This is a genomic window from Enterobacter sp. BNK-16 (assembly GCF_048684955.1).
In the GTDB taxonomy this organism is placed as follows: Bacteria; Pseudomonadota; Gammaproteobacteria; order Enterobacterales; family Enterobacteriaceae; genus Enterobacter; species Enterobacter bugandensis.
Map to the genome: position 1 here is coordinate 2,894,901 of NZ_JBLQTQ010000001.1, position 25,201 is coordinate 2,920,101.

Consider the following 25,201-nt stretch of genomic DNA (forward strand, 5'->3'; position numbering starts at 1 on the left):
GTCTGAACGTATAAAAGGAACCCCCATGTCCAGTTTGATTAACAGCGCCATGAGTGGCCTCAGTGCCGCGCAGTCGGCACTCAATACCGTCAGTAATAATATTTCAAGCTATAACGTGGCAGGTTACACCCGCCAGACGACGGTGCTGGGTGCATCTAACAGCACGCTGACCGGCGGTGGCTGGGTGGGTAACGGGGTGTATGTCTCCGGTGTCCAGCGTGAATATGACGCTTTCATCACCAACCAGCTGCGCGCCGCGCAGACCCAGAGCAGTGGCCTGACCACGCGCTATCAGCAGATGTCAAAAATTGACGATGTGCTATCCGATACCACCAACTCGCTTTCCACCACTCTGCAGGATTTCTTTAAGAGCCTGCAAACGCTGGTGAGCAACGCGGAAGACCCGGCTGCGCGTCAGACGGTGTTGGGAAAAGCGGGCGGCCTGGTCAATCAGTTCAAAACCAACGATCAGTATCTCCGCGATCAGGATACGCAGGTGAATACGGCGATCGGGACCAGCGTTTCGCAGATCAACAACTATGCCAAACAGATTGCCAATCTGAACGATCAGATTTCCCGCCTCACCGGCGTCGGCGCGGGCGCATCGCCTAACGATCTGCTCGACCAGCGCGATCAGCTCGTCAACGAGCTGAACAAAATCGTGGGTGTGGAAGTTTCGGTTCAGGATAGCGGCACGTTTAACATCTCTTTCGGCAACGGCTACAGCCTGGTGCAGGGCAGCAAAGCTAACCAGCTGGCCGCCGTGAAGTCCAGCGCCGATCCTTCCCGCACCACTATCGCCTACGTCGATGAAGTTGCGGGTAATGTCGAGATCCCGGAAAAGATGATCACCACCGGCTCGTTAGGCGGTTTGCTGACCTTCCGCGCGGAAGATCTGGATAAGGCTCGTAATAACCTGAACCAGATGGCGCTGGCGTTTGCTGACGCGATGAACAAGCAGCATGAGGCTGGCTTTGATGCCAACGGCGATGCGGGCGGCAAGCTGTTCGGCTTCGGTTCTCCGGCTGTGCTTTCCAACAGCAAAAATAGCGGCACGGCGGTCGTCAATGCCACCGTTGCGGACAGCACCAAAGTTCAGGCAACGGACTATAAGCTGCAGTTTAACGGCACCGACTGGACCATCACCCGCACGTCGGACAAGACCAGCTTTACCATGAGCCCGGATGCCAGCGGCAATCTGTCGTTTGACGGTCTTAACGTGAACGTCAGCGGTTCGGCCAACGCCAAAGACAGCTTTACCGTGAAGCCCGTCTCTGACGTCATCATGAACATGGAACTGTCCATCAGTGACGAATCCAAACTGGCCATGGCCGCGGTGCAGAACGGCGGTGAGAGCGATAACCGCAACGGGCAGAAAATGCTCGATCTGCAAAACAGCAAAGTGGTTGGCGGGAACAAAACCTTTAACGATGCCTATGCCTCACTGGTGAGCACCGTAGGGAGCACCACCGCTTCACTGAAAGTCAGTAGCCAGACGAAAGCCAATGTGGAAACGCAGTTAATTAAGCAGCAGCAGACCATCTCTGGGGTAAACCTCGACGAAGAGTATGGCAACCTGCAGCGTTATCAGCAGTATTACCTCGCCAACGCGCAGGTGCTTCAGACTGCCAGTACGCTCTTCGATGCAATTATCAACATTCGTTAAGGTTGAGGTGAAAAATGCGTATTAGCACCCAGATGATGTACGAACAGAACATGCGCGGGATCACCGATTCCCAGAGCAGATGGCTGAGCTACGGTGAACAAATGTCCACCGGCAAGCGCGTTAACCGTCCGTCGGACGATCCTATTGCGGCTTCACAGTCTATTGTGCTGTCACAGTCTCAGTCTCAAAACAGCCAGTTCGCGTTAGCGCGCACCTTTGCCACGCAAAAAGTGTCGCTGGAAGATAACGTGCTGACCCAGGTGAACACCGCGTTATCAAGCGTGCGTGAGAAGCTGGTCTACGCGTCAAACGGCACCTTAAGCGATGACGACCGTCTCTCTCTGGCGACCGATATCCAGGGGATCCGCGACCAGCTGATGAACCTGGCTAACACGACGGATGGCAATGGTCGCTTTATCTTTGCGGGATACAAAACCGAGAGTGCACCGTTTGATGCCGCAACCGGCACCTACAATGGTGGTACTGAGGCGATCACTCAGCAGGTCGATACGGCGCGAAACATGGCGATCAGCCATACCGGCCAGCAGATCTTTGAGAGCATTACCAGCAATGCACAAGAGCTGCCGGGCGGTGGGTATGGCGATACCAACATGTTTAAAATCCTTGATTCCGCCATTGCTTCGTTGAAGACGCCGATTGAGAACGATCCGGCCGCGGCCGCCGCGCAAGGTCAGGTGATTTCCAACGCGCAGATCGGTATTAAAAACGCTCAGAACAACGTCCTGACGGTCGTTGCGGATGTGGGTACTAAACTGAACGAACTGGAAAAACTCGATACTCTGGGTGACGACCGCGCGCTGGGTCAGACTAAGCAGATGAGCGACCTGGTGGACGTAGACTGGAACGAAGCGATTTCCTCTTACACCATGCAGCAGGCGGCCCTGCAGGCCTCTTATAAAGCGTTTAGCGATATGCAGGGCATGTCTCTGTTCCAGCTGAACAAATAACATCTTGACCTCTTGGAACATGTCTTGAAACTGGGCATGTTTTACTGCCCAATCCGTCTGGATTGGGCATTTTTTTTTTATGCCATTTCTGCTGGTGCCGAGGCGACCCGCGCGCTTTCAATCATACGGATTGCCAGCGCAATGATGCCGCAAACCGTTGCCAGCGCAACCACGCCCGTCCAGCCAGCCAGCGTGTAAATATTGCTGCCTAACGCGGAACCCAACGCCATACCGATAAAGATCACGGTAAAGAGCAGGGCGTTCAGACGACCCCGCGCCTGTGGCTCAAGGCTGTAAACCAGATTCTGGTGCGCGACCAGGCTGGACTGCAGGCCCAGATCGAACCCGATAGCAGAGACGGCAATCAGAATCAGCTGTCCGTGAACTCCCAGGGCGGGCATCAGGAACATCAGGGCAAACGAGACGGTCACAAGGACGGCACCAAGCTGCGTGACTTTCCCGGCACCCAGTTTATCCGCCAGGCCGCCCGCCAGCGGGGCTGCCAACGCACCGGCTGCACCTGCGATACCAAAACCACCGGCGACGGCACTCCCGAGGTGATAGCGTTCCAGCAGCATGACCGCAAGCGTAGACCAGAAGGCGCTAAAGGCTATCGACAGAAAACCCTGGGCCAGCGCGGCACGGCGCAGAGCGGGATAGCGACGCCACAGATGTTCCATCGAGCGCAGCAGAGCGGGATAGCTCAGCGTGGAGTGAACGGCGAAACGAGGGAGTACGGCCCACATCACCACGCCGATAAACGCAATACTTGCCGCAGCCAGCTGATACATCACGCGCCAGCCAAACGCTTCGCCCACCACGCCGCTGACGGTTCGGGAGAGCAAAATGCCCAGCAGCAGACCGGTCATCACCGTACCCACGGTTTTCCCCTGTTTGCCTTCCGGCGCAAGGATCGCCGCAGCCGGGACAATATCCTGCGCCATGGTGGCGGCCATGCCGATGAGCAGGCTTGCCAGCAGCAGGGAGTGGATCTGTCCGGTCAGGCTACAGCCCAGCAGGAACAGCGCCAGGGCCGCGCTCTTTATCAGGATTAATGTTCTGCGGTCGTGGCGATCGCCGAGCGGCAGCAGGAACAGGATCCCTAAGGCATATCCCGCCTGGGTGAGGGTCGGGACCAGGCCCATTCCTTCGATACTCAGGTGAAGGTCGGCGCCCATCAGAGGCAGCAGAGGCTGGGCATAATAGATGGATGCCACGCTGAAGCCTGCACCGAGCGCCAGCATTAAGATTACCCAGCGGCTTACGGCATGGGCGGCGGTTGTTGTGTTCATAAGACGTTCCTCATTCATCGTGTGAGGCTATTTTTTATCAGTACGCCTTGCGGCGGTAGCGGGCGCGGTGGTAAAACGCTTATACGTTGAACGTATAGATGAAAAGTAAATGAAAAGAGCTGAGCGTATAGACAGGGTAGAGCTAATGCGGACGTTTGTCCGCATTGTGGAGGCGGGTTCCCTTTCTGCGGCGGCACGGCAGCTGGACACCACCCAGGCCACGGTGAGCCGGCGGCTGCAGTCGCTTGAGACAATGCTGGGCGTGCGTCTGATGTTGCGCACCACCCACACGACGCGGCTGACGGATGACGGGGAGCGCTGTTATCAGCATGCCCGCCGGGTAATTGACAGCTGGCTGGCGCTGGAAGATGAGGTGGGGCAGACGGAAGATGAACCTGTAGGCGTGCTGCGGGTGCGGGCACCGCATGCGTTTGGTCAGGATCAGCTCCTGAAACCACTAACCGAATTTCTACAGCGTTATCCGCAGCTTTCTATTGAGTGGATGCTCAACGATCGGTCGGCTGATTTTCTGGGCGACAACCTTGACTGCGCTATTCGGGTGGGAATGGAAGTCGACCCGGCGACCGTGTCCGTGCTGCTGGCCGAAGTGCCGCGCTCGGTGGTGGCTTCTCCGGCATTGCTGGACCGCTTTCCGACGGTTAACACCCCGGAGGATCTGCAGCAGCTGCCTTGGATTGCCATCAGCTCTTTCTACCAGCGCCATGTGGAGCTTTTTCACGAGGCATCATCCGCCACCGCGCGCGTGATAATTACCCCACGCCTGAGCACCGACAGTTTGTATGTCGCACGCAATACGGCACTCACCGGTCTTGGCGTGGCGGTAGTATCCAGCTGGACGGTACAGGATGATATCCGGGAAGGTCGGCTGGTACATTTGCTGCCAGAGTGGCAGCCGGCGGCGTTACCGGTGCATCTGGTTTACCCCTGGTCCCGGTATTATCCGGCGCGCTTGCGGCGATTTCTGGAGCTAATGCGGCAGATCATGCCGGAGGTCACCGGGATGAGAAAGCCCGTGCAGCAGCCATAAAAAAAGCCGACCCGAAGGTCGGCTTTTTACTTTCTGCGTCGTTATTCGACAGACTGCGGACGCGTCGCTGGTGCAGTCGCCTGATGCGTTGCACTGTGGCCGCCTGCAGCGCCTTTACCGTCAAAGCTGAACGCCGGGCGAACCCAGTCGCTGTGACGCGGTGCTTCAGGCACATACTCTGGTGCCGGAGCGCGCGTCATCGGCGCTGTCGCAACGTGAGCAGGCGCAGGAGCGGCAACAACCTTAACCGGCTCTGGTTCCACTTCAGGCGCTTTCGCTTCTTCAACAACCGGTTCAACCTGAATCTCAACGTCCTGAACGATTTCTTCAGTGGTGGTTTCGACGAGGGTTTCAGCGGCTTCTTCCACTGCGGCTACTGGTTCAGCCTCTTCAGCGACTTCCTCAGCCACCACGACATCTTCTTCGGCGATAATCTGCGGCGCGGCATCAACCGGCGCGGCAATCACTTCAGGATGGGTGGTTTCGACGTCCACTGCGTGTGGTTCTGCCGCTTCAACAACCTGAGGTTCAACCACGGTTGCTGCTTCGGTCACAGCGTCTTCAACCGCTGCTACAGGAGCAATCACCTCTTCGGTCACAGCCTGCTCTTCAACAGCCTGCTCCAGGCGAGCGACCGGATAACGGATCCAGACTTTGCCGGATGCCATTTCTGGTGACGCGCACGCCACGGTCAACGGCATTGGAGACTGAGTCGGATAACGCTCGTCACGGTAGCGACGACGACGCTGGCCACTCACGCGCAGATGACGCGGAGAACGGCGGGAGCGACGCGGCATACCTGCGTTGTCACGGTTTTCACCGTTTTCATCCTGCTCAACGTTATTGTCCACGACGGCTGGCAGGTCAACTTTTGCAACCTGCGTGCCTGTTGCGGTTTCTGCCGCTTCAGCCGCAACTACGGTGGTTTCTTCTACCGGAGCCGCACCAACGCGCACTTTCTGTGACAGCTGGCGCTGCTTACGACGAGGCATCACCTGAGTACGTTCTTCCTGCTCGCCGTCCTGCTGCTCAGCGGGCTCTTCGCGGTTCAGGTTTTTAACTTCCTGCTGCGCCTGACGCTTCTCGTCGTTACGACGACGGTTGCGTTCGCGGCGTGGCTGCTGCTCGTCGCGCTGTTTGCTCTTCTCGGACTCATCGCCCGCCTGCTGGCGAATTTCACGATCTTCAACATTCTGCTGCTGTTTCTCGCGACGGTTGCGACGGTTGTCTTCGCGCTGCTCACGGCCTTCGTTATTGTCTGAACGGCTGTCACGACGCTCGTTACGGTCGCTGCGGTCGTTACGATCGCGGCGGTTGTTCTGACGCTTGCGACGGTCCTGCTGACGTTCAGGTTTGGCTGCTTTAGGTTCTTCTTTCGGCTGCTCTGGCTGAACTTCTTCACCCGCAAACATCTTCTTCAGCGCGCCGAAGAAGCGGCTCAGCAGACCCGGTTGCGCCGGCTGGGCTTTCACTGCCGCGGCTTCTGGTTTCTGCGCCGCCGGTTTGGCTGCAGGTTTTTCCAGCGCCGCTTCCGGTGGTGCTTCAGGCATAATGAAGGTCGCTAACGCAGGCTGCTCTGGCAGTTTGCGCTCGGCAGGTTCTTCATCGGAAGGCAGCGCCATCTCTTCTTCATGCAGCTTCGGCAGCAGATAGCTGAGGGTGCTGGTCTCTTCGCCCTTACGGACACGCAGCACGTGATAGTGCGGGGTTTCCATCTGGTCGTTTGGCACGATGATGCAGCGAACGCCGCCCTGACGCGCTTCGATTGCGCTGACCGCTGCACGTTTTTCGTTCAGCAGGTAGGAGGCAATCGGCACAGGCACAATGGCGTGAACCTCTTTGGTGTTCTCTTTCAGCGCTTCTTCTTCAATCAGACGCAGGATAGAGAGAGACAGCGATTCGTTATCACGCACGGTGCCGGTGCCGGAGCAGCGCGGGCAGACGTGATGGCTGGACTCACCCAGCGACGGGCTCAGACGCTGGCGGGACATCTCCAGCAGGCCGAAGCGCGAGATGTGGCTAATCTGGATACGCGCGCGATCCTGACGCACCGCTTCACGCAGGCGGTTTTCAACCGCGCGCTGGTGGCGAACAGGAGTCATGTCGATGAAGTCGATAACAATCAGACCGCCCAGGTCGCGCAGGCGGAGCTGGCGGGCGATTTCATCAGCGGCTTCAAGGTTGGTGTTGAAGGCCGTCTCTTCGATGTCCCCGCCGCGGGTTGCACGCGCGGAGTTGATGTCGATAGCGGTCAGCGCTTCGGTGGTATCGATAACGATAGAACCGCCGGACGGCAGGCGCACTTCACGCTGGAAGGCGGACTCGATCTGGGATTCGATCTGATAATGGCTGAACAGCGGGATTTCACCGGTGTACAGTTTAATTTTGCTGGTGAAATCCGGACGACCCAGCGCGGCGATGTGCTGGCGAGCCAGCTCAAGCACTTTCGGGTTATCGATCAGAATCTCACCGATGTCCTGACGCAGGTAATCACGGAAGGCACGCACGATAACGTTGCTTTCCTGGTGGATCAGGAACGGAGCAGGGCGGCTTTCTGCGGCTTTCTGGATAGCTTCCCAGTGCTTCAGACGGAAGCTCAGGTCCCACTGCAGCGCTTCGGCAGATTTGCCCACGCCCGCGGTACGCACGATAAGCCCCATGCCATCCGGCAGCTCAAGGCTTGCCAGCGCTTCTTTCAGCTCGGTACGGTCATCACCTTCGATACGGCGAGAGATGCCCCCCGCGCGCGGGTTGTTTGGCATCAGCACCAGATAGCTCCCCGCCAGGCTGATAAAGGTGGTCAGTGCGGCACCCTTGTTGCCGCGCTCTTCTTTATCAATCTGAACGATAACTTCCTGACCTTCACGCAGAACATCTTTGATGTTTGGGCGGCCATGGGCGTTGTAGTTTGCAGGGAAATATTCGCGGGCGATTTCTTTCAGAGGGAGGAAACCATGACGCTCAGCACCGTAATCGACAAATGCAGCTTCAAGGCTTGGTTCAATGCGGGTGATTTTACCTTTGTAAATGTTCGCTTTTTTCTGTTCGTGTCCAGGACTTTCAATATCCAGATCGTACAGGCGCTGCCCATCCACAAGGGCGACACGCAACTCTTCTTGCTGAGTTGCGTTGATTAACATTCTTTTCATCGTAACTTACTCGTTATTCTTACATTGACGACAAAGCTGCGGGCAAGGTGACGCTTTCCGGGGTATGAACCGATGGCCTCGTGTCTGTTCACGTCGCCAACCTCACGGTTGTCGCTCGCTTAAGAGGCGCAGAGTGTCGGTTGCCTGTATTTCATACGGAAACACAGCGCAATTATCAGGGGAATTGCCTGGGTAGAACTCTCCAGAGAACAATCCTTATACCGGGAAGTACTGCAACCCGCAGCCCGCTAACTGCCTGAAAGATCAATACGTCTTACGCCATTGCTGCGTGGATGATCGGTCAGACAAAATTGGTCATTCCGTCGACATCCTTACAAAACCCGGATTTAACGCGGAAAACAGCCCCATTATTCCACTGCTCGCCGGGTTATAGCAAGATGACTTTTACCAATTATCACCCGGTTACTCACAGTTTCTTCACCTCAAGGTGGTGATTGGTTTAATAACCACCAAATCGATTGCGTGAAACGGGGCGCAGGCCGGATAAAAGTAAATATAAGCATAGAAAAATGAGTGGCGCTAATGGCTGACGATATTTAGAATCGCCAACCATGAAAACAGAGACTCCAGCCGTAAAAATGGTTGCTATCGCGGATGACTACGCGGGGCAACGCATCGATAACTTCTTGCGCACCCAACTGAAGGGCGTGCCAAAGAGTATGATTTACCGCATCCTGCGTAAGGGCGAGGTGCGGGTGAATAAAAAACGCGTGAAGCCTGAGTATAAGCTCGAAGCCGGTGATGAAGTGCGTATTCCACCGGTGCGCGTGGCTGAACGTGAAGAAGAGGTGGTTTCGCCGAAGCTGCAAAAAGTCGCGGCCCTGAGCGATGTCATCCTTTATGAGGACGATCATATTCTGGTGCTGAATAAGCCATCGGGTACCGCGGTCCACGGTGGTAGCGGTCTGAGCTTCGGCGTGATTGAAGGGTTACGTGCGCTGCGTCCTGAAGCCCGTTTCCTCGAACTGGTTCACCGCCTGGACCGTGATACCTCAGGCGTGCTGCTGGTAGCGAAAAAGCGTTCAGCGCTGCGTTCCCTGCACGAGCAGCTGCGTGAAAAGGGCATGCAGAAAGATTATCTGGCGCTGGTGCGCGGTCAGTGGCAGTCCCATGTGAAGGTGGTGCAGGCCCCGCTGCTGAAGAACATTCTGCAAAGCGGCGAGCGCATTGTGCGCGTGAGCCAGGAAGGGAAACCGTCTGAGACGCGCTTTAAGGTTGAAGAGCGCTACGAGTTTGCCACGCTGGTGCGCTGCAGCCCGGTGACGGGGCGTACCCATCAGATTCGCGTGCATACCCAGTTTGCGGGCCATCCGATTGCGTTTGATGACCGCTACGGCGATCGCGAGTTCGATAAGCAACTGGCGGGCACGGGCCTGTCGCGTCTGTTCCTGCATGCGGCAGCGTTGAAGTTTACCCATCCTAATACCGGGGAAGTTATCCGTATTGAAGCGCCGCTGGATGAGCAGTTGAAACGCTGCCTGAAGGTTCTGCGCGGCTGATTAGGTGCCGGGTGGCGCTGCGCTTACCCGGCCTACGAAACCCGTAGGCCCATGCAAGCGAAGCGCCGCTGGGTATAACTTACACGACCAGCGGATTACACTCTTCTCGCCGTAACATCTGGCACAAGGCAATCAGCGGCAATCCCACCAGTGTGTTCGGATCCCGACCGCCCAGCTTGTCGAACAGCGCAATTCCCAGCCCCTCACTTTTGAAGCTTCCTGCGCAGTTCAGCGGACGTTCCCGGCGCACGTAGTCCATAATCTCCTGCTCGCTAAGATGGCGGAAGTGCACGTCGAACGGCTCGCATTCGGTTTGCAGATGGCCGGAGGCGGAGTTATAGAGCGCCAGGCCCGTGTAAAAGGTCACGATAGTGCCCCGCGCACGCAGAAGCTGCTGGCAGGCATTCTCCTCCGTATGGGGCTTGCCGGTGATTTCGCCGTCCAGCACGCAAACCTGATCGGAGCCTATAATCAAATGTGCAGGATAACGTGCGGCCAGCGATTGCGCTTTCTCCTTAGCGAGACGCGTTACCAGATGACGCGGTGATTCGCCCGGCTGCGGCGTCTCATCAACGTCCGGCGCGGCGCATTCAAACGGGATCCCGAGCTTTTCCAGCAGCGTTCGACGGTAGGGAGAAGTGGAAGCAAGGACGAGATTTGGCATATTTTTATCACCAGATATAGCGTATCGATGCCAGCCATTTTAAACTACAGGCCGCAATGTGTGCGAATAATTGGCAAAAGGCAGCTCTGGTTGCCTTTTTCTTTGACTCTATGACGTTACAAAGTTAATATGCGCGCCCTATGCAAAAGGTAAAATTACCCCTGACTCTTGATCCGGTTCGTACGGCTCAAAAACGCCTCGATTACGAAGGTATCTATACTTCCGATCAGGCCGAGCGTATTGCCGAATCTGTAGTCAGTGTGGACAGTGATGTAGAATGCTCCATGTCGTTCGCTATCGACAACCAGCGTCTCGCCGTTTTAACCGGTGATGCAAAGGTAACGGTAACGCTCGAGTGTCAGCGTTGCGGGAAACCGTTTGTACAGCATGTTCACACAACGTATTGTTTCAGTCCGGTTCGTTCTGACGAACAGGCTGAAGCACTCCCGGAAGCGTATGAGCCGATTGAGGTTAACGAATTCGGTGAAATCGATCTTCTGGCTCTGGTTGAAGATGAAATCATCCTCTCCTTGCCAGTTGTTCCGGTGCATGATTCTGAACACTGTGAAGTGTCCGAGGCGGACATGGTCTTTGGGGAACTGCCTGATGAAGCGCAAAAACCAAACCCATTTGCCGTATTAGCCAGCTTAAAGCGTAAGTAATTGAGGAGTAAGGTCCATGGCCGTACAACAGAATAAACCAACCCGTTCCAAACGTGGCATGCGTCGTTCCCATGACGCGCTGACTGCAGTTACCAGCCTGTCTGTAGACAAGACTTCTGGTGAGAAACACCTGCGTCACCACATCACCGCTGACGGTTTCTACCGCGGCCGCAAGGTTATCACTAAGTAATCGCGCGAAAGCGTGATTAGGCTTAGTGAGGATTTCCCCGTGCAAACGGGGAAGTTACCGAACCAGGCTGCGACGATACCTTGACACGTCTAACCCTGGCGTTAGATGTCATGGGGGGAGATTTTGGCCCTTCCGTGACAGTGCCTGCAGCATTGCAGGCACTGAATTCTAATTCGCAACTCACACTTCTTTTAGTCGGCAATCCCGACACAATCACGCCATTACTTGCAAAAGCTGACTTTGAACAACGTTCGCGTCTGCAGATTATTCCTGCGCAGTCAGTTATTGCCAGTGATGCACGCCCCTCACAGGCGATTCGTAATAGCCGTGGCAGCTCTATGCGCATTGCGCTGGAGCTGGTAAAAGAAGGGCGAGCGCAGGCTTGCGTCAGCGCTGGCAATACCGGCGCGCTGATGGGGCTGTCGAAATTACTGCTCAAGCCGATTGAGGGCATTGAGCGCCCGGCGCTGGTGACGGTGTTACCGCATCAGCAGAAGGGGAAAACGGTGGTGCTCGATTTGGGCGCTAACGTGGATTGTGATAGTACCATGCTGGCTCAGTTCGCCGTGATGGGGTCGGTGCTGGCAGAAGACGTGGTCGGGATCAACAATCCCCGCGTTGCGTTATTGAATATTGGTGAAGAAGAGACCAAAGGCCTGGACAGCATTCGCGACGCTGCTGAAATGCTCAAACAGGTTCCCTCCATCAACTATATTGGTTATCTCGAAGCCAATGAGTTGCTGACGGGAAAAACGGATGTTCTGGTGTGCGATGGCTTCACCGGAAACGTAACGTTGAAGACCATGGAAGGGGTCGTGCGCATGTTCCTTTCTCTGCTGAAATCTCAGGGAGAAGGCAAAAAAAGCGCCTGGTGGTTGATTTTATTGAAGCGTTGGTTACAAAAGAGCCTGACGCGGCGATTCAGTCACCTCAACCCCGACCAGTATAATGGCGCCTGTCTGTTAGGATTGCGCGGCATCGTGATTAAGAGTCATGGCGCCGCCAATCAGCGAGCATTTTCTGTCGCCATTGAACAGGCAGTGCAGGCGGTGCAGCGACAAGTCCCTCAGCGGATTGCCGCTCGCCTGGAATCTGTATTAGCTAAAAGTGACTGAGCGTACATGTATACGAAGATTTTAGGTACCGGCAGCTACCTGCCAAAACAAGTGCGTACCAACGCCGATCTGGAAAAAATGGTAGATACGTCTGACGAGTGGATTGTCACGCGCACAGGTATCCGTGAACGTCGTATCGCCGCGCCAGACGAAACCGTGTCCACCATGGGTTACGAAGCCGCACAGCGCGCTATCGAAATGGCGGGTATCGATAAAGAAGAGATTGGCTTGATCGTGGTTGCCACGACGTCTGCCACGCATGCTTTCCCAAGCGCGGCGTGTCAGGTGCAGAACATGATCGGTATTAAAGGCTGCCCGGCGTTTGACGTTGCCGCCGCGTGCGCAGGTTTCACCTACGCGCTGAGCATTGCCGATCAGTATGTTAAATCTGGCTCCGTCAAATATGCGCTGGTTATCGGTGCTGACGTTTTGGCGCGTACCTGCGATCCAACCGATCGCGGAACGATCATTATTTTCGGTGATGGTGCCGGTGCGGTGCTGCTGGGGCAGTCCGAAGAGCCGGGTATCATCTCCACGCATCTGCATGCCGATGGCCGCTACGGCGAGCTGTTAACGCTGCCTAACGCCGATCGCGTTAATCCGGACAGCTCCATCTACCTGACCATGGCGGGTAACGAGGTGTTCAAGGTGGCGGTGACCGAGCTTGCGCACATTGTCGATGAGACGCTGGAAGCAAATAACCTTGAACGCACCGCACTCGACTGGCTGGTGCCGCATCAGGCGAACCTGCGTATCATCAGCGCCACCGCTAAAAAGCTGGGCATGTCGATGGATAACGTTGTGGTGACGCTGGATCGTCACGGCAACACCTCTGCGGCGTCGGTACCGTGCGCATTTGATGAAGCGGTACGCGACGGACGAATCAAACGGGGCCAGCTGGTCTTGCTTGAAGCCTTCGGGGGCGGGTTCACCTGGGGTTCCGCGCTGGTTCGTTTCTAGTATAAGGAATAAAAAATGACGCAATTTGCTTTTGTGTTCCCGGGCCAGGGTTCTCAAACCGTTGGGATGTTGTCTGAAATGGCAGCAAACTACCCGGTCATTGAAGAGACTTTTCGTGAAGCTTCTGATGCGCTGGGTTATGATCTGTGGGCGCTGACCCAACAGGGTCCGGCCGAAGAGCTGAACAAAACCTGGCAAACTCAGCCAGCGTTGCTGACTGCGTCCGTTGCGCTGTGGCGCGTATGGCAGCAGCAGGGCGGTAAAGCGCCAGCGCTGCTCGCGGGCCATAGCCTGGGTGAATACTCTGCGCTGGTGTGCGCCGGTGTGATTGCGTTTGCTGACGCGGTGCGCCTGGTAGAACTGCGCGGTAAATTCATGCAGGAAGCGGTGCCAGAAGGAACGGGTGGCATGTCTGCCATTATTGGTCTGGATGATGCCGCGATTGCAAAAGCGTGTGAAGAATCTGCTGAAGGGCAGGTGGTTTCTCCGGTTAACTTCAACTCGCCGGGCCAGGTTGTTATTGCTGGTCATAAAGAGGCCGTTGAACGTGCCGGTGCTGCCTGTAAAGCCGCGGGCGCCAAACGCGCACTGCCGCTGCCGGTCAGCGTACCGTCTCACTGCGCACTGATGAAGCCCGCAGCCGAGAAACTGGCGGCTGAGCTGGAAAAAATTACCTTTAACGCACCGACGATTTCCGTTGTGAACAACGTCGATGTGAAATGCGAAACCGCGCCGGAGGCTATCCGTGACGCACTGGTTCGCCAGCTCTATAGCCCGGTACAGTGGACCAAAACCGTTGAGTTTATGGCCTCTCAGGGCGTTGAGCACCTTTATGAAGTCGGTCCTGGTAAAGTCCTCACCGGTCTGACGAAACGTATTGTTGACACCCTGACTGCCTCGGCGATTAACGAGCCGGAAGCGATGTCAGCGGCACTCTCGCAATAAAAGAGGAATACCATGAGTTTTGAAGGAAAAATTGCCCTGGTTACTGGCGCAAGCCGCGGTATCGGGCGTGCAATTGCTGAAACACTGGTCGCGCGCGGCGCGAAGGTGATTGGTACAGCAACCAGCGAGAATGGCGCTCAGGCCATCAGCGAGTATCTGGGTGCGAACGGTAAAGGTCTGGTACTGAATGTGACCGAACCTGCATCTATCGAATCTGTTCTGGAAAATATTCGCGCAGAGTTTGGTGAAGTGGATATTCTGGTCAATAATGCCGGGATCACTCGCGACAACCTGCTGATGCGAATGAAAGATGATGAGTGGAACGATATTATCGAAACCAACCTGTCATCTGTATTCCGTCTGTCAAAAGCGGTAATGCGCGCTATGATGAAAAAGCGTCATGGTCGTATTATCACTGTTGGTTCTGTGGTTGGTACCATGGGAAATGCTGGTCAGGCTAACTACGCTGCGGCGAAAGCAGGTCTGATCGGTTTCAGTAAGTCGCTGGCGCGTGAAGTCGCGTCCCGCGGGATTACTGTAAACGTTGTTGCTCCGGGCTTTATTGAAACGGACATGACGCGTGCGCTGACTGATGATCAGCGTGCGGGTACGCTGGCGGCAGTTCCGGCGGGTCGTCTTGGCGACCCTAAAGAAATCGCCAGTGCGGTTGCATTTTTAGCCTCTGACGAAGCGGGTTACATCACTGGTGAGACCCTCCACGTCAACGGCGGGATGTACATGGTTTAATCACGATCGAAAATATTTGCGTTATTAGGGCAAATGGCCTCAAAATAACGTAAAATCGTGGTAAGACCTGCCGGGATTTAGTTGCAAATTTTTCAACATTTTATACACTACGAAAACCATCGCGAAAGCGAGTTTTGATAGGAAATTTAAGAGTATGAGCACTATCGAAGAACGCGTTAAGAAAATTATCGGCGAACAGCTGGGCGTTAAGCAGGAAGAAGTTGTGAACTCCGCTTCCTTCGTTGAAGACCTGGGCGCAGATTCTCTTGACACCGTTGAGCTGGTAATGGCTCTGGAAGAAGAGTTTGATACTGAGATTCCGGACGAAGAAGCTGAGAAAATCACCACCGTTCAGGCTGCCATTGATTACATCAACGGCCACCAGGCGTAAGTGAACATCTCCAGGCGGTCATTCGACCGCCTGAGTTTTATCTTTTTTAGTCCCACGTATCTCTTTTTTTATCCCTCCCTGGAGGACAAACGTGTCTAAGCGTCGTGTAGTTGTGACCGGACTTGGCATGTTGTCTCCTGTCGGCAATACCGTAGAGTCCACCTGGAAAGCTCTCCTTGCCGGTCAGAGCGGCATCAGCCTAATCGACCATTTCGATACTAGCGCCTATGCAACGAAATTTGCTGGCTTAGTAAAGGATTTTAACTGTGAAGAGATCATCTCGCGCAAAGAACAGCGCAAGATGGATGCCTTCATTCAATATGGAATTGTCGCTGGCGTTCAGGCCATGCAGGATTCTGGCCTTGAGATTACGGAAGAGAACGCAACCCGTATCGGCGCCGCTATCGGCTCCGGGATTGGTGGTCTTGGCCTGATCGAGGAAAACCATACATCGCTGATGAATGGCGGACCGCGTAAGATCAGCCCGTTCTTCGTTCCGTCCACGATTGTTAACATGGTGGCAGGTCACCTGACCATTATGTTCGGCCTGCGTGGGCCAAGCATCTCTATCGCTACCGCGTGTACGTCTGGCGTACATAACATCGGCCAGGCCGCGCGTATCATTGCGTACGGCGATGCAGATGCTATGGTTGCGGGCGGTGCTGAAAAAGCCAGTACCCCACTGGGTGTTGGTGGTTTCGGCGCAGCGCGTGCGCTCTCTACCCGTAACGATAATCCTCAGGCGGCGAGCCGTCCGTGGGATAAAGACCGCGATGGTTTCGTGCTGGGTGACGGCGCAGGTATGCTCGTACTGGAAGAGTACGAACATGCGAAAAAACGTGGCGCGAAAATTTATGCTGAAGTCGTTGGCTTCGGGATGAGCAGCGATGCGTATCACATGACGTCTCCTCCGGAGAACGGCGCGGGTGCTGCGCTGGCGATGGAAAATGCGATCCGTGATGCGGGTATTACCCCTGCACAGATTGGCTACGTTAACGCGCACGGCACTTCTACGCCTGCAGGCGATAAAGCAGAAGCGCAGGCGGTTAAGTCTATCTTCGGCGAGGCTGCCAGCCGCGTAATGGTCAGCTCCACGAAATCCATGACCGGTCACCTGCTGGGTGCGGCGGGTGCAGTAGAGTCAATCTACTCTATCCTTGCGCTGCGCGATCAGGCTGTGCCGCCAACCATCAACCTGGATAACCCGGATGAAGGTTGCGATCTGGACTTCGTTCCGCACGAAGCGCGTCAGGTTAGCGGTATGGAGTACACCCTGTGTAACTCCTTCGGCTTTGGCGGCACGAATGGTTCTCTGATCTTCAAAAAGGTCTGAGCCTGACTGCCTGAAAACTATAAAAAAAGGTCCGCTTGGCGGGCCTTTTTTATTAGGGAAAATTCCCTTGTCCGGCTTTAAACATCCTGCCAGACTGAGCCTCCACGCATAAGGAGCCACCATGTTTTTAATTAATGGCCTTGAGCAAGAAACGCTGCCGGCAAGCGACAGGGCAATCCAGTTTGGCGATGGCTGTTTCACCACTGCGCGTATTCTTGACGGTGAGGTGAGCCTGCTTGACGCCCATATCCGTCGTTTACAAAAAGCCTGCGAGAAATTGCTGATTCCCTTCATGCAGTGGGACATTCTCGAGCGCGAGATGCGCCGGCTGGCGTCAGGTAATACAAGCGGCGTTTTAAAAGTTATTCTTAGCCGCGGCAGCGGCGGGCGAGGGTACAGCGGTTCCGCCTGTCAGCATCCCACGCGTATTCTTTCCGTATCAGCGTATCCTGCTCACTATGCGCGCTGGCGTGAGGAGGGGATAACGCTGACGCTGAGCCCGGTACGGCTGGGGCGAAACCCTATGCTCGCCGGAATAAAACATCTTAACCGCCTTGAACAGGTGCTTATTCGTACTCATCTTGAACAGACGGACGCCGATGAGGCGCTAGTCCTTGACAGCGAAGGGTTCATTACGGAATGCTGTGCGGCTAATTTACTCTGGCGGAAGGGCCGTGAGGTCTTCACCCCTTCGCTGGAGCAGGCTGGGGTTAACGGCATCATGCGCCAGTTTTGTTTGCAACAGCTGGCACATGCAGGCTTTCGCGTTGTCGAAGTAAACGCGAAGGAAGAGGCGCTGCTGTCCGCCGATGAAGTTGTGATCTGCAATGCGCTGATGCCTGTTATACCCGTTCGGGCGTATGGTCAACAGCGCTGGTCTTCGCGAGAGCTCTTTACGTTTTTAGCCCCGATATGTGAGCAAATCAAAAAGTCATGAAGAAAATGTTGCGCTTTGTCCTTCTCCTGATCGTTGCGCTGGGTATTGCCGGCGGAGCGGGAGTATGGAAGGTTCGCCAGCTGGCGGACAGTAAAATCCTGATTAAAGACGAGACGATTTTTACCCTGAAAGCCGGTACCGGGCGGATGGCGCTGGGCGAGCAGCTTTACGGGGATAAAATCATCAACCGTCCACGCGTGTTCCAGTGGTTATTGCGTATCGAGCCTGAACTGTCTCACTTCAAGGCTGGTACCTATCGCTTTACGCCCGGCATGACCGTCAGAGAGATGCTGCAGCTGCTGGAAAGCGGTAAAGAGGCACAGTTCCCGCTGCGCTTTGTTGAAGGGATGCGCTTAAGCGATTACCTCAAGCAGCTGCGTGATGCGCCTTACATCAAGCACACGCTCAAAGATGACCGCTATGAGACGGTCGCTGAGGTGCTGAAATTTGAACATCCTGAGTGGGTGGAAGGCTGGTTCTGGCCAGACACCTGGATGTATACGGCGGGCACGACCGATGTGGCGATTCTTAAACGGGCACACAAAAAGATGGTCGAGGCAGTTGATTCCGCCTGGGAAGGGCGCATGGACGGGCTGCCTTATCAAGATCAAAACCAGTTTGTGACAATGGCCTCGATCATTGAGAAAGAGACGGCCGTGGCGGCTGAGCGCGACCGGGTCGCGTCGGTATTTATCAACCGCCTGCGCATCGGCATGCGTCTGCAAACCGACCCGACCGTTATCTACGGCATGGGCGAGAGCTATGCCGGTAAGATCTCCAGAAAAGATCTGGAGACGCCAACGGCGTATAATACCTACGTGATTAACGGCTTACCGCCGGGCCCGATAGCCACGCCGAGCGAGGCTTCGCTCAAAGCCGCCGCGCACCCGGCCAAAACACCATACCTCTATTTTGTGGCTGATGGAAAAGGGGGGCATACCTTTAACACCAACCTTGCCAGCCATAATCGCTCTGTTCAGGACTATCTGAAGGCACTTAAGGAAAAAAATGCGCAGTAAATACATTGTCATTGAGGGACTCGAAGGGGCGGGTAAAACCACCGCCCGTAACGTGGTAGTGGATACGCTGAAATCGCTTGGCGTCGCTGACATGATCTTTACCCGCGAGCCGGGCGGTACTCAGCTGGCGGAGAAACTGCGCAGCCTGGTGCTGGATATTAAATCCGTTGGCGACGAGGTTATTACTGACAAAGCCGAAGTGCTGATGTTCTATGCGGCGCGCGTCCAGCTGGTTGAGACCGTGATTAAACCTGCGCTGGCCGACGGCAAGTGGGTGATCGGTGACCGTCACGATCTGTCGACTCAGGCCTATCAGGGCGGCGGACGCGGTATTGACCGGGCGATGCTGGCAACCCTTCGCGATGCCGTACTGGGGGATTTTCGCCCGGACCTGACCCTCTACCTGGATGTGACCCCGGAAGTGGGCCTCAGGCGCGCCCGCGCGCGCGGCGAACTGGATCGCATTGAGCAAGAGTCATTCGATTTCTTTAACCGCACGCGCGCGCGCTATCTTGAGCTGGCCGCACGGGACAGCGCAATTCGTACCATTGACGCCACGCAATCTCTGGACGACGTCACGCGCGATATTCAACAGACCGTTACGCAGTGGCTACAGGAGCAGCAGGCATGAAATGGTATCCATGGTTGCGCCCGCACTTTGAACAGCTGATCGCCAGCTATCAGGCCGGTCGGGGGCATCATGCGTTACTGATTCAGGCGTTGCCGGGAATGGGGGATGATGCGTTGATCTACGCCATCACTCGTTTTCTGATGTGCCAGCAGCCGGAAGGGCATAAAAGCTGCGGTAAATGCCGCGGCTGCCAGCTGATGCAGGCCGGCACGCATCCTGACTATTACACGCTTGAGCCTGAGAAGGGCAAAAGCGCGCTTGGCATTGATGCCGTGCGTGAAGTCAGCGAGAAACTGTACGAACATGCGCGTCTGGGCGGGGCAAAAGTGGTCTGGCTCAACGACGCTGCGTTGCTTACCGAGGCGGCGGCGAACGCGCTGCTTAAAACCCTGGAAGAGCCGCCGGAAAAGACGTGGTTTTTCCTTTCCTGCCGGGACCCGGGACGTTTACTGGCGACGCTGCGCAGCCGTTGTCGTCTCCATCATCTGGCGGTACCTCAGGAATCGTGGGCGTTTAGCTGGCTTGAGCGAGAGGTGACAACGTCACAGGAGAGTGCGTTGTCTGCGCTGCGCCTCAGCAGCGGCGCCCCCGCGGCGGCGCTGGCATTACTACAGCCTGACGTCTGGTCGCAGCGAGAAACGCTCTGCCGGGCCGTTGAGGCTTCACTTAACAACCAGGACTGGCTAAGTTTACTGCCTGCGCTGAATAGCGATCGGGCCGTTGAGCGTCTGCACTGGCTGGCCTCCTTATTGCTTGATGCGCTAAAAATCCAGCAAGGAGCTACGCTGCTGACTAACCCGGACGCGTGGCCCCTGGTGAACATGCTGGCGAGCCGCCTTACAGGCGCGTCTCTGCACGCTATCCTTCATGATGTTTGCGAGAGCCGCGAACAGCTTTTAACCGTGACGGGTCTTAATCGCGAGCTTTTGCTGACCGACCAGTTACTGCGTATTGAACACTACCTGCAACCGGGCGTTACGCCGCCTGTTTCCCATCTCTGAGAGAGACATTATGTTTTTAGTCGACTCACACTGCCATCTTGATGGCCTGGATTATCAATCCCTGCACAACGACGTGGATGACGTGCTGGCGAAAGCCGCTGCCCGCGATGTGAAATTTTGTCTTGCGGTGGCGACGACGCTGCCGGGGTATCGCTCAATGCGTGAGCTGGTGGGCGTTCGCGATAACGTGGTGTTCTCCTGCGGCGTTCATCCGCTGAACCAGGACGAAGAGTATGACGTAGAAGAGCTGCGCCGACTGGCAGCAGAAGCGGGCGTCGTGGCGATGGGTGAAACCGGGCTGGACTATTTTTACACGCCGGAAACGAAAGCGCGCCAGCAGGCGTCTTTCCGCAACCATATCCGCATCGGCCGCGAACTGAATAAACCGGTCATCGTACATACGCGCGACGCGCGCGCCGATACGCTGGCGATCCTCCGGGAAGAAAACGTGACGGATTGCGGTGGCGTACTACACTGTTTCACAGAAGACAGAGAAACGGCGGGTAAACTGCTTGATTTGGGGTTTTATATTTCGTTTTCCGGGATCGTGACGTTCCGTAACGCTGAGCAGCTCCGTGATGCTGCGCGCTATGTCCCGCTCGATCGCATTCTGGTGGAAACAGACTCTCCGTATCTGGCGCCGGTACCGCATCGCGGTAAAGAGAACCAGCCGGCCATGACGCGAGACGTCGCAGAGTACATGGCCGTGCTTAAAGGCGTCAGTATCGAAGAGCTGGCCCGCGTTACGACGCAAAACTTCTCTGCGCTGTTCCATATCGACCCCGCCCGCCTGCAATCCGTCTGATAAGCCTGTTTTTTTTAGGCTCGTAATTAATAAATAAAACGAGTAAAGTTCACCGCCTCATTTGGGGCGGTGACGGTGTTCTTAGAAACATCTAGACATGCTTTTTGTAAATTACTGAAAGTTTTTCGACCGTCTTAAGCTGAAACGTGATAGCCGTCAAACAAACTCAGAGGGAATTATTTTACTCTGTGTAATAAATAAAGGGCGCTTAGATGTCCTGTCCACGGCACGGTACTCCCCCCGGGCCAATGCGTGAAAGCGTAAAAAAAGCACAAATACTCAGGAGCACTCTCAATTATGTTTAAGAATGCATTTGCTAACCTGCAAAAGGTCGGTAAATCGCTGATGCTGCCAGTATCCGTACTGCCTATCGCAGGTATCCTGCTGGGTGTCGGTTCTGCTAACTTCAGCTGGCTGCCAGCCGTAGTTTCCCATGTGATGGCTGAAGCAGGCGGTTCCGTCTTTGCTAACATGCCTCTGATCTTCGCTATCGGTGTGGCGCTGGGCTTCACCAATAACGACGGCGTTTCTGCGCTGGCTGCAGTGGTTGCTTACGGCATCATGGTGAAAACCATGGCTGTGGTTGCGCCGCTGGTTCTGCATTTACCGGCAGAAGAGATTGCCGCGAAACACCTGGCAGATACCGGTGTTCTGGGCGGTATCATCTCCGGTGCGATTGCAGCGTATATGTTCAACCGCTTCTATCGCATCAAGCTGCCTGAGTATCTGGGCTTCTTCGCGGGCAAGCGTTTTGTTCCGATCATCTCTGGTCTGGCAGCGATTTTCACTGGCGTGATCCTCTCCTTCATCTGGCCACCAATCGGTTCCGCTATCCAGACCTTCTCTCAGTGGGCTGCTTACCAGAACCCGGTTGTCGCGTTCGGTATCTACGGCTTCATCGAGCGTTGCCTGGTGCCATTCGGCCTGCATCACATCTGGAACGTTCCATTCCAGATGCAGATTGGTGAATTCACCAACGCAGCAGGTCAGGTGTTCCACGGCGATATCCCACGTTACATGGCGGGTGACCCAACTGCAGGTAAACTGTCTGGTGGCTTCCTGTTCAAAATGTACGGCCTGCCGGCTGCTGCGATTGCAATCTGGCACTCTGCTAAGCCAGAAAACCGTGCAAAAGTGGGCGGTATCATGATCTCCGCAGCGCTGACCTCGTTCCTGACCGGTATCACCGAGCCGATCGAGTTCTCCTTCATGTTCGTTGCGCCAATCCTGTACATCATCCACGCTGTACTGGCTGGCCTGGCGTTCCCAATCTGTATCCTGCTGGGTATGCGTGACGGTACGTCCTTCTCTCACGGCCTGATCGACTTCATCGTTCTGTCCGGTAACAGCAGCAAGCTGTGGCTGTTCCCAATCGTGGGTGCGTGCTACGCCGTTGTTTACTACACCATCTTCCGCGTGCTGATCAAAGCACTGGACCTGAAAACTCCGGGTCGTGAAGATGCAACTGAAGACAGCAAAGCAGGCGCGACCAGCGAAATGGCTCCGGCACTGGTTGCTGCGTTCGGCGGTAAAGAGAACATCACTAACCTGGACGCGTGCATCACTCGTCTGCGTGTGAGCGTTGCCGACGTTGCGAAAGTGGACCAGCCGGGTCTGAAAAAACTGGGTGCAGCGGGCGTGGTTGTTGCAGGTTCGGGCGTTCAGGCTATCTTCGGTACTAAATCCGATAACCTGAAAACCGAAATGGATGAGTACATCCGCAACAGTTAAGCTGTGACCTGGGGAGACTAAGGCAGCCGAATGGCTGCCTTTTTTATTGCTGTGGTTTGTTGTGCCAACACTCAGAAGTCGTAGCTTGCGCTCACCGAGACGTTCAGCGGTGCGCCATAAACCACGTAAGAGCCGACGTAATCGTAATACTCTTTGTCGAACAGGTTGTTGACGTTCGCCTGAATAGCAAAATCTTTGGTGACCTGATAGCGGCTGAACAGATTAACCAGTCCATAGCTGCCTTGCTCTGCGCGGGATTGTCCCGCCGGGCCACCGTCCACATCCGTCCACACTTTGTTCTGCCAGTTTACGCCACCGCCCACCGTCAGCGCCGGCAGCATTGGCAGTTGATAACGGGTAAACAGCTTCATTGTCGTGCGCGGCTGATCGGAACTGACAGCGCTGCCGTTCTTATCTTCCGCAATGTAGCGGGTCGCGCCGAACGTCAGCTGCCAGTTATCGGTCAGGGCGCCGTTCAGCTCGAACTCAATCCCTTTGCTGACCACGCCGTCCAGCGATTCATAAATCGACTCACCGCTCGGCATGTAGGTATAGGTGTTGCTCGCCACGTTATCCTGCTCGATGCGGAAAATCGCCAGCGAGGTGGTCAGGCGGGTATTAAACCAGTCTGCTTTAACACCGGCTTCGTAGCTTTTGCCCGTGGTTGGATCGAGATAACGTCCGCTGGCGTCGCGCTTGTCCTGCGGCTGGAAGATGGAGGTATAGCTGACGTAGGTCGACCAGTCTTCGTTGATATCGTAGACCAGGCCCGCGTAAGGCGTTACGTCATCTTCAGTGCTTTCCAGACGGGTGTCAGGAGAGCCCGCCGGGTTATAGCGAATGTTGTAGTTGGTGTAGCGCGCCCCGAGGATCAGGTGCAGCGGGTCGGCCAGCGAGAAGCGGGCGGAGGTGTACGCTGAGGACTGGCGAATGTCATCCTGGCTGTAGAGCTTCCACGGCGTCCACTGCGGATCGGCGATATTTCCGTTCCAGTTTTTGAAATTCCCCACGTCCACCATGCCGTACAGCGCATCCGGCATTCTGTTGTCATAGTGGTTGCGCTGTCGGCTGAAGCTGCCGCCAAACATCATCTCATGCTGGCGGCCGAAAAGATCGAAGCCGCCGCGCAGGAAGGCATCAACCGCATCCTGTTTGCGTTCACCTCTGTTCCAGCCGCCGTAGCCAACCATGCCCGCCCCGGTCTCTTTTTCCGGATAGCCGGACATATACATCAGCTTGCTGTCGAAGTTGGTCTCCGCGTGCATGCCGTTGACGTGCGCTTCCCAGCCGTTGTCGAAACGCTGGGTCAGGTTAGCGAAGATGCGGGTGCTATCCTTGTCCGAGTAGGCCCAGTCAGGCGCGACGGTCTGGCTGCGATTGTAGTCGGTTTTACTCCCGTCGCTGTACCAGGTCGGCAATCCGCCCCAGGTCGGATCGGCGGTGTGGCTTTCCTGATATTCATACCCTACAGAGAGGGTGGTGCTGTCGGTGACGTCCGCATCCACCACGCCGTAGAGGAACTTCTTCCGGTAGTGGTAGTTATCAACGAAGCTGTCGTTGTCCTGATAGCCCGTAATCAGGCGTCCCCGTACCTTCCCGGACTCTACCAGCGGTGCCTGGAGATCCAGCACGTAGCGCTGTTTGTCCCAGCTGCCGTAGCTGGCCGAGACATTGCCTTTGAACTCATTGCTGTCCGCATGCTTACGCACCATATTGACGTACGCCGCCGGGTTACCGGTGCCGGACATCAGCCCGGTCGCGCCGCGAACCACTTCGATACGGTCGTAAATCGCGGTATCGGCGGCGGTGTCGCCGAAGTTCCACACTTCGCTGATGGAGGTTGGCAGGTCGTCAAAGGCGTAGTTACTGACGAAAAATCCGCGCGAGTAAAATACGGTACGATCGCTGTCCTGCACCTGCGCCGTTACGCCCGTGGTGTTAGTCAACACCTGGCCGATAGACTGAAGGTTCTGATCCGCCATGCGCTGTTGGCTAATGACGCTAACGGACTGTGGGATATCACGGGGAACCAGCAACAGCTTTGTGCCGGTGGTGGTGGTTTTTACGCTGTAATCCCGGTCCTGACTTGCGGAAGGATCCTGCGTATTGTCAAAACCTCCATCCACGACGACGGTGTCTTCGGTTGCTGATGCAGCGAAAGCGGCGGCTGGCGTCAATGCCATAGCAATACAGGCTGCCAGCAACGAAGGCGTTGCGACAGGCTGACGTTGCCCATCCCTGGTGTGATCAATGAAAGACATTATCAAACCCTTATGAACGGTGAAGAGTGTTTGCGTCAGTCCCACAAATACGGTCTGACGTCGTTTTCTATGTTAAAAATGCGCATGAAAATGCAAATGCGAAATATACGCATTGCCATTAATGCTGTAAACAGATGTGTCGTGCGAAACTGAAATAATGTTTCAG

At 55.6% G+C, this 25,201-nt stretch carries 22 protein-coding genes; 18 read left to right on the forward strand and 4 right to left on the reverse strand.

Features of this window, described 5'->3' with window-relative positions; all coding sequences use genetic code 11:
* Positions 1 to 25 precede the first annotated feature (25 nt).
* Together flgK and flgL are read left to right on the forward strand one after the other, a co-directional pair.
* Positions 26 to 1,666: a flagellar hook-associated protein FlgK gene (gene flgK / locus ACMGGH_RS13860; protein ID WP_048956760.1), complete on the forward strand. Its 1,641-nt coding sequence runs from the start codon at positions 26 to 28 to the stop codon at positions 1,664 to 1,666.
* 14 nt (positions 1,667 to 1,680) lie between these two features.
* Positions 1,681 to 2,634, forward strand: coding sequence for a flagellar hook-associated protein FlgL (flgL, locus tag ACMGGH_RS13865; protein WP_041910520.1), 954 nt, complete (start codon positions 1,681 to 1,683; stop codon positions 2,632 to 2,634).
* A 77-nt stretch (positions 2,635 to 2,711) separates the two neighbouring features.
* Here flgL and ACMGGH_RS13870 read toward each other — a convergent pair whose 3' ends face one another.
* Positions 2,712 to 3,926, reverse strand: a complete 1,215-nt coding sequence (locus ACMGGH_RS13870; RefSeq protein ID WP_045261646.1) for an MFS transporter — start codon at positions 3,924 to 3,926, stop codon at positions 2,712 to 2,714.
* 109 nt (positions 3,927 to 4,035) lie between these two features.
* Between ACMGGH_RS13870 and ACMGGH_RS13875 the strand changes: the two genes are divergently transcribed.
* Positions 4,036 to 4,974 carry a LysR family transcriptional regulator gene (locus ACMGGH_RS13875; protein ID WP_028012711.1) on the forward strand — a complete coding sequence of 313 codons (939 nt, stop codon included), beginning with the start codon at positions 4,036 to 4,038 and terminating at the stop codon, positions 4,972 to 4,974.
* Positions 4,975 to 5,015: 41 nt separating this feature from the next.
* Here the strand turns inward: ACMGGH_RS13875 and rne are convergent, their stop codons facing one another.
* Positions 5,016 to 8,123: a ribonuclease E gene (rne, locus tag ACMGGH_RS13880; RefSeq protein ID WP_232948085.1), complete on the reverse strand. Its 3,108-nt coding sequence runs from the start codon at positions 8,121 to 8,123 to the stop codon at positions 5,016 to 5,018.
* Between the two features lie 572 nt (positions 8,124 to 8,695).
* Here rne and rluC point away from each other — a divergent pair.
* A complete protein-coding gene (gene rluC / locus ACMGGH_RS13885) occupies positions 8,696 to 9,643 on the forward strand; it encodes a 23S rRNA pseudouridine(955/2504/2580) synthase RluC (RefSeq protein ID WP_028012713.1) in 948 nt (315 codons plus the stop codon).
* 79 nt (positions 9,644 to 9,722) lie between these two features.
* On the opposite strand, the gene ACMGGH_RS13890 is transcribed toward rluC, so the two are convergent.
* Positions 9,723 to 10,307, reverse strand: coding sequence for a Maf family protein (locus tag ACMGGH_RS13890; RefSeq protein ID WP_232948086.1), 585 nt, complete (start codon positions 10,305 to 10,307; stop codon positions 9,723 to 9,725).
* 140 nt (positions 10,308 to 10,447) lie between these two features.
* On the opposite strand from ACMGGH_RS13890, the gene yceD reads away from it, so the two are divergent.
* From yceD to ptsG, 14 genes are all read left to right on the forward strand, one after another.
* Positions 10,448 to 10,969 carry a 23S rRNA accumulation protein YceD gene (gene yceD / locus ACMGGH_RS13895; protein ID WP_021240759.1) on the forward strand — a complete coding sequence of 174 codons (522 nt, stop codon included), beginning with the start codon at positions 10,448 to 10,450 and terminating at the stop codon, positions 10,967 to 10,969.
* Positions 10,970 to 10,985: 16 nt separating this feature from the next.
* The gene (gene rpmF, locus ACMGGH_RS13900) at positions 10,986 to 11,159 is read left to right on the forward strand and encodes a 50S ribosomal protein L32 (RefSeq protein WP_003857964.1); all 174 of its coding nucleotides are present in this window, start codon (positions 10,986 to 10,988) and stop codon (positions 11,157 to 11,159) included.
* A gap of 80 nt (positions 11,160 to 11,239) precedes the next feature.
* The gene (plsX, locus tag ACMGGH_RS13905) at positions 11,240 to 12,274 is read left to right on the forward strand and encodes a phosphate acyltransferase PlsX (protein ID WP_065421059.1); all 1,035 of its coding nucleotides are present in this window, start codon (positions 11,240 to 11,242) and stop codon (positions 12,272 to 12,274) included.
* Positions 12,275 to 12,280: 6 nt separating this feature from the next.
* Positions 12,281 to 13,234, forward strand: coding sequence for a beta-ketoacyl-ACP synthase III (locus tag ACMGGH_RS13910; protein WP_232948087.1), 954 nt, complete (start codon positions 12,281 to 12,283; stop codon positions 13,232 to 13,234).
* A gap of 15 nt (positions 13,235 to 13,249) precedes the next feature.
* A complete protein-coding gene (gene fabD / locus ACMGGH_RS13915) occupies positions 13,250 to 14,179 on the forward strand; it encodes an ACP S-malonyltransferase (protein ID WP_028012717.1) in 930 nt (309 codons plus the stop codon).
* Between the two features lie 12 nt (positions 14,180 to 14,191).
* Positions 14,192 to 14,926, forward strand: a complete 735-nt coding sequence (gene fabG / locus ACMGGH_RS13920) for a 3-oxoacyl-ACP reductase FabG (protein ID WP_010429699.1) — start codon at positions 14,192 to 14,194, stop codon at positions 14,924 to 14,926.
* Positions 14,927 to 15,080: 154 nt separating this feature from the next.
* Complete coding sequence (acpP, locus tag ACMGGH_RS13925; protein ID WP_003857954.1) at positions 15,081 to 15,317, forward strand: acyl carrier protein; 237 nt, start codon at positions 15,081 to 15,083, stop codon at positions 15,315 to 15,317.
* 91 nt (positions 15,318 to 15,408) lie between these two features.
* Positions 15,409 to 16,650, forward strand: a complete 1,242-nt coding sequence (gene fabF, locus ACMGGH_RS13930) for a beta-ketoacyl-ACP synthase II (RefSeq protein ID WP_045630098.1) — start codon at positions 15,409 to 15,411, stop codon at positions 16,648 to 16,650.
* A 121-nt stretch (positions 16,651 to 16,771) separates the two neighbouring features.
* Positions 16,772 to 17,587 carry an aminodeoxychorismate lyase gene (gene pabC / locus ACMGGH_RS13935; protein WP_232948088.1) on the forward strand — a complete coding sequence of 272 codons (816 nt, stop codon included), beginning with the start codon at positions 16,772 to 16,774 and terminating at the stop codon, positions 17,585 to 17,587.
* Positions 17,584 to 18,606: a cell division protein YceG gene (gene yceG / locus ACMGGH_RS13940; protein ID WP_041910512.1), complete on the forward strand. Its 1,023-nt coding sequence runs from the start codon at positions 17,584 to 17,586 to the stop codon at positions 18,604 to 18,606. Before pabC ends, yceG begins: the two co-directional genes overlap by 4 nt.
* Positions 18,596 to 19,237, forward strand: coding sequence for a dTMP kinase (tmk, locus tag ACMGGH_RS13945; RefSeq protein WP_232948089.1), 642 nt, complete (start codon positions 18,596 to 18,598; stop codon positions 19,235 to 19,237). Before yceG ends, tmk begins: the two co-directional genes overlap by 11 nt.
* Positions 19,234 to 20,238, forward strand: coding sequence for a DNA polymerase III subunit delta' (gene holB, locus ACMGGH_RS13950; RefSeq protein WP_232948090.1), 1,005 nt, complete (start codon positions 19,234 to 19,236; stop codon positions 20,236 to 20,238). The genes tmk and holB overlap by 4 nt, the downstream gene beginning before the upstream one ends.
* Positions 20,239 to 20,248: 10 nt before the next feature.
* Positions 20,249 to 21,043 (forward strand): metal-dependent hydrolase, encoded by a 795-nt coding sequence (locus ACMGGH_RS13955; protein WP_047368291.1) that lies wholly within the window; start codon positions 20,249 to 20,251, stop codon positions 21,041 to 21,043.
* Between the two features lie 297 nt (positions 21,044 to 21,340).
* Positions 21,341 to 22,774 carry a PTS glucose transporter subunit IIBC gene (ptsG, locus tag ACMGGH_RS13960; protein ID WP_028012724.1) on the forward strand — a complete coding sequence of 478 codons (1,434 nt, stop codon included), beginning with the start codon at positions 21,341 to 21,343 and terminating at the stop codon, positions 22,772 to 22,774.
* A 71-nt stretch (positions 22,775 to 22,845) separates the two neighbouring features.
* Here ptsG and fhuE read toward each other — a convergent pair whose 3' ends face one another.
* Positions 22,846 to 25,035 (reverse strand): ferric-rhodotorulic acid/ferric-coprogen receptor FhuE, encoded by a 2,190-nt coding sequence (gene fhuE, locus ACMGGH_RS13965; protein WP_045630101.1) that lies wholly within the window; start codon positions 25,033 to 25,035, stop codon positions 22,846 to 22,848.
* Positions 25,036 to 25,201 lie beyond the last annotated feature (166 nt).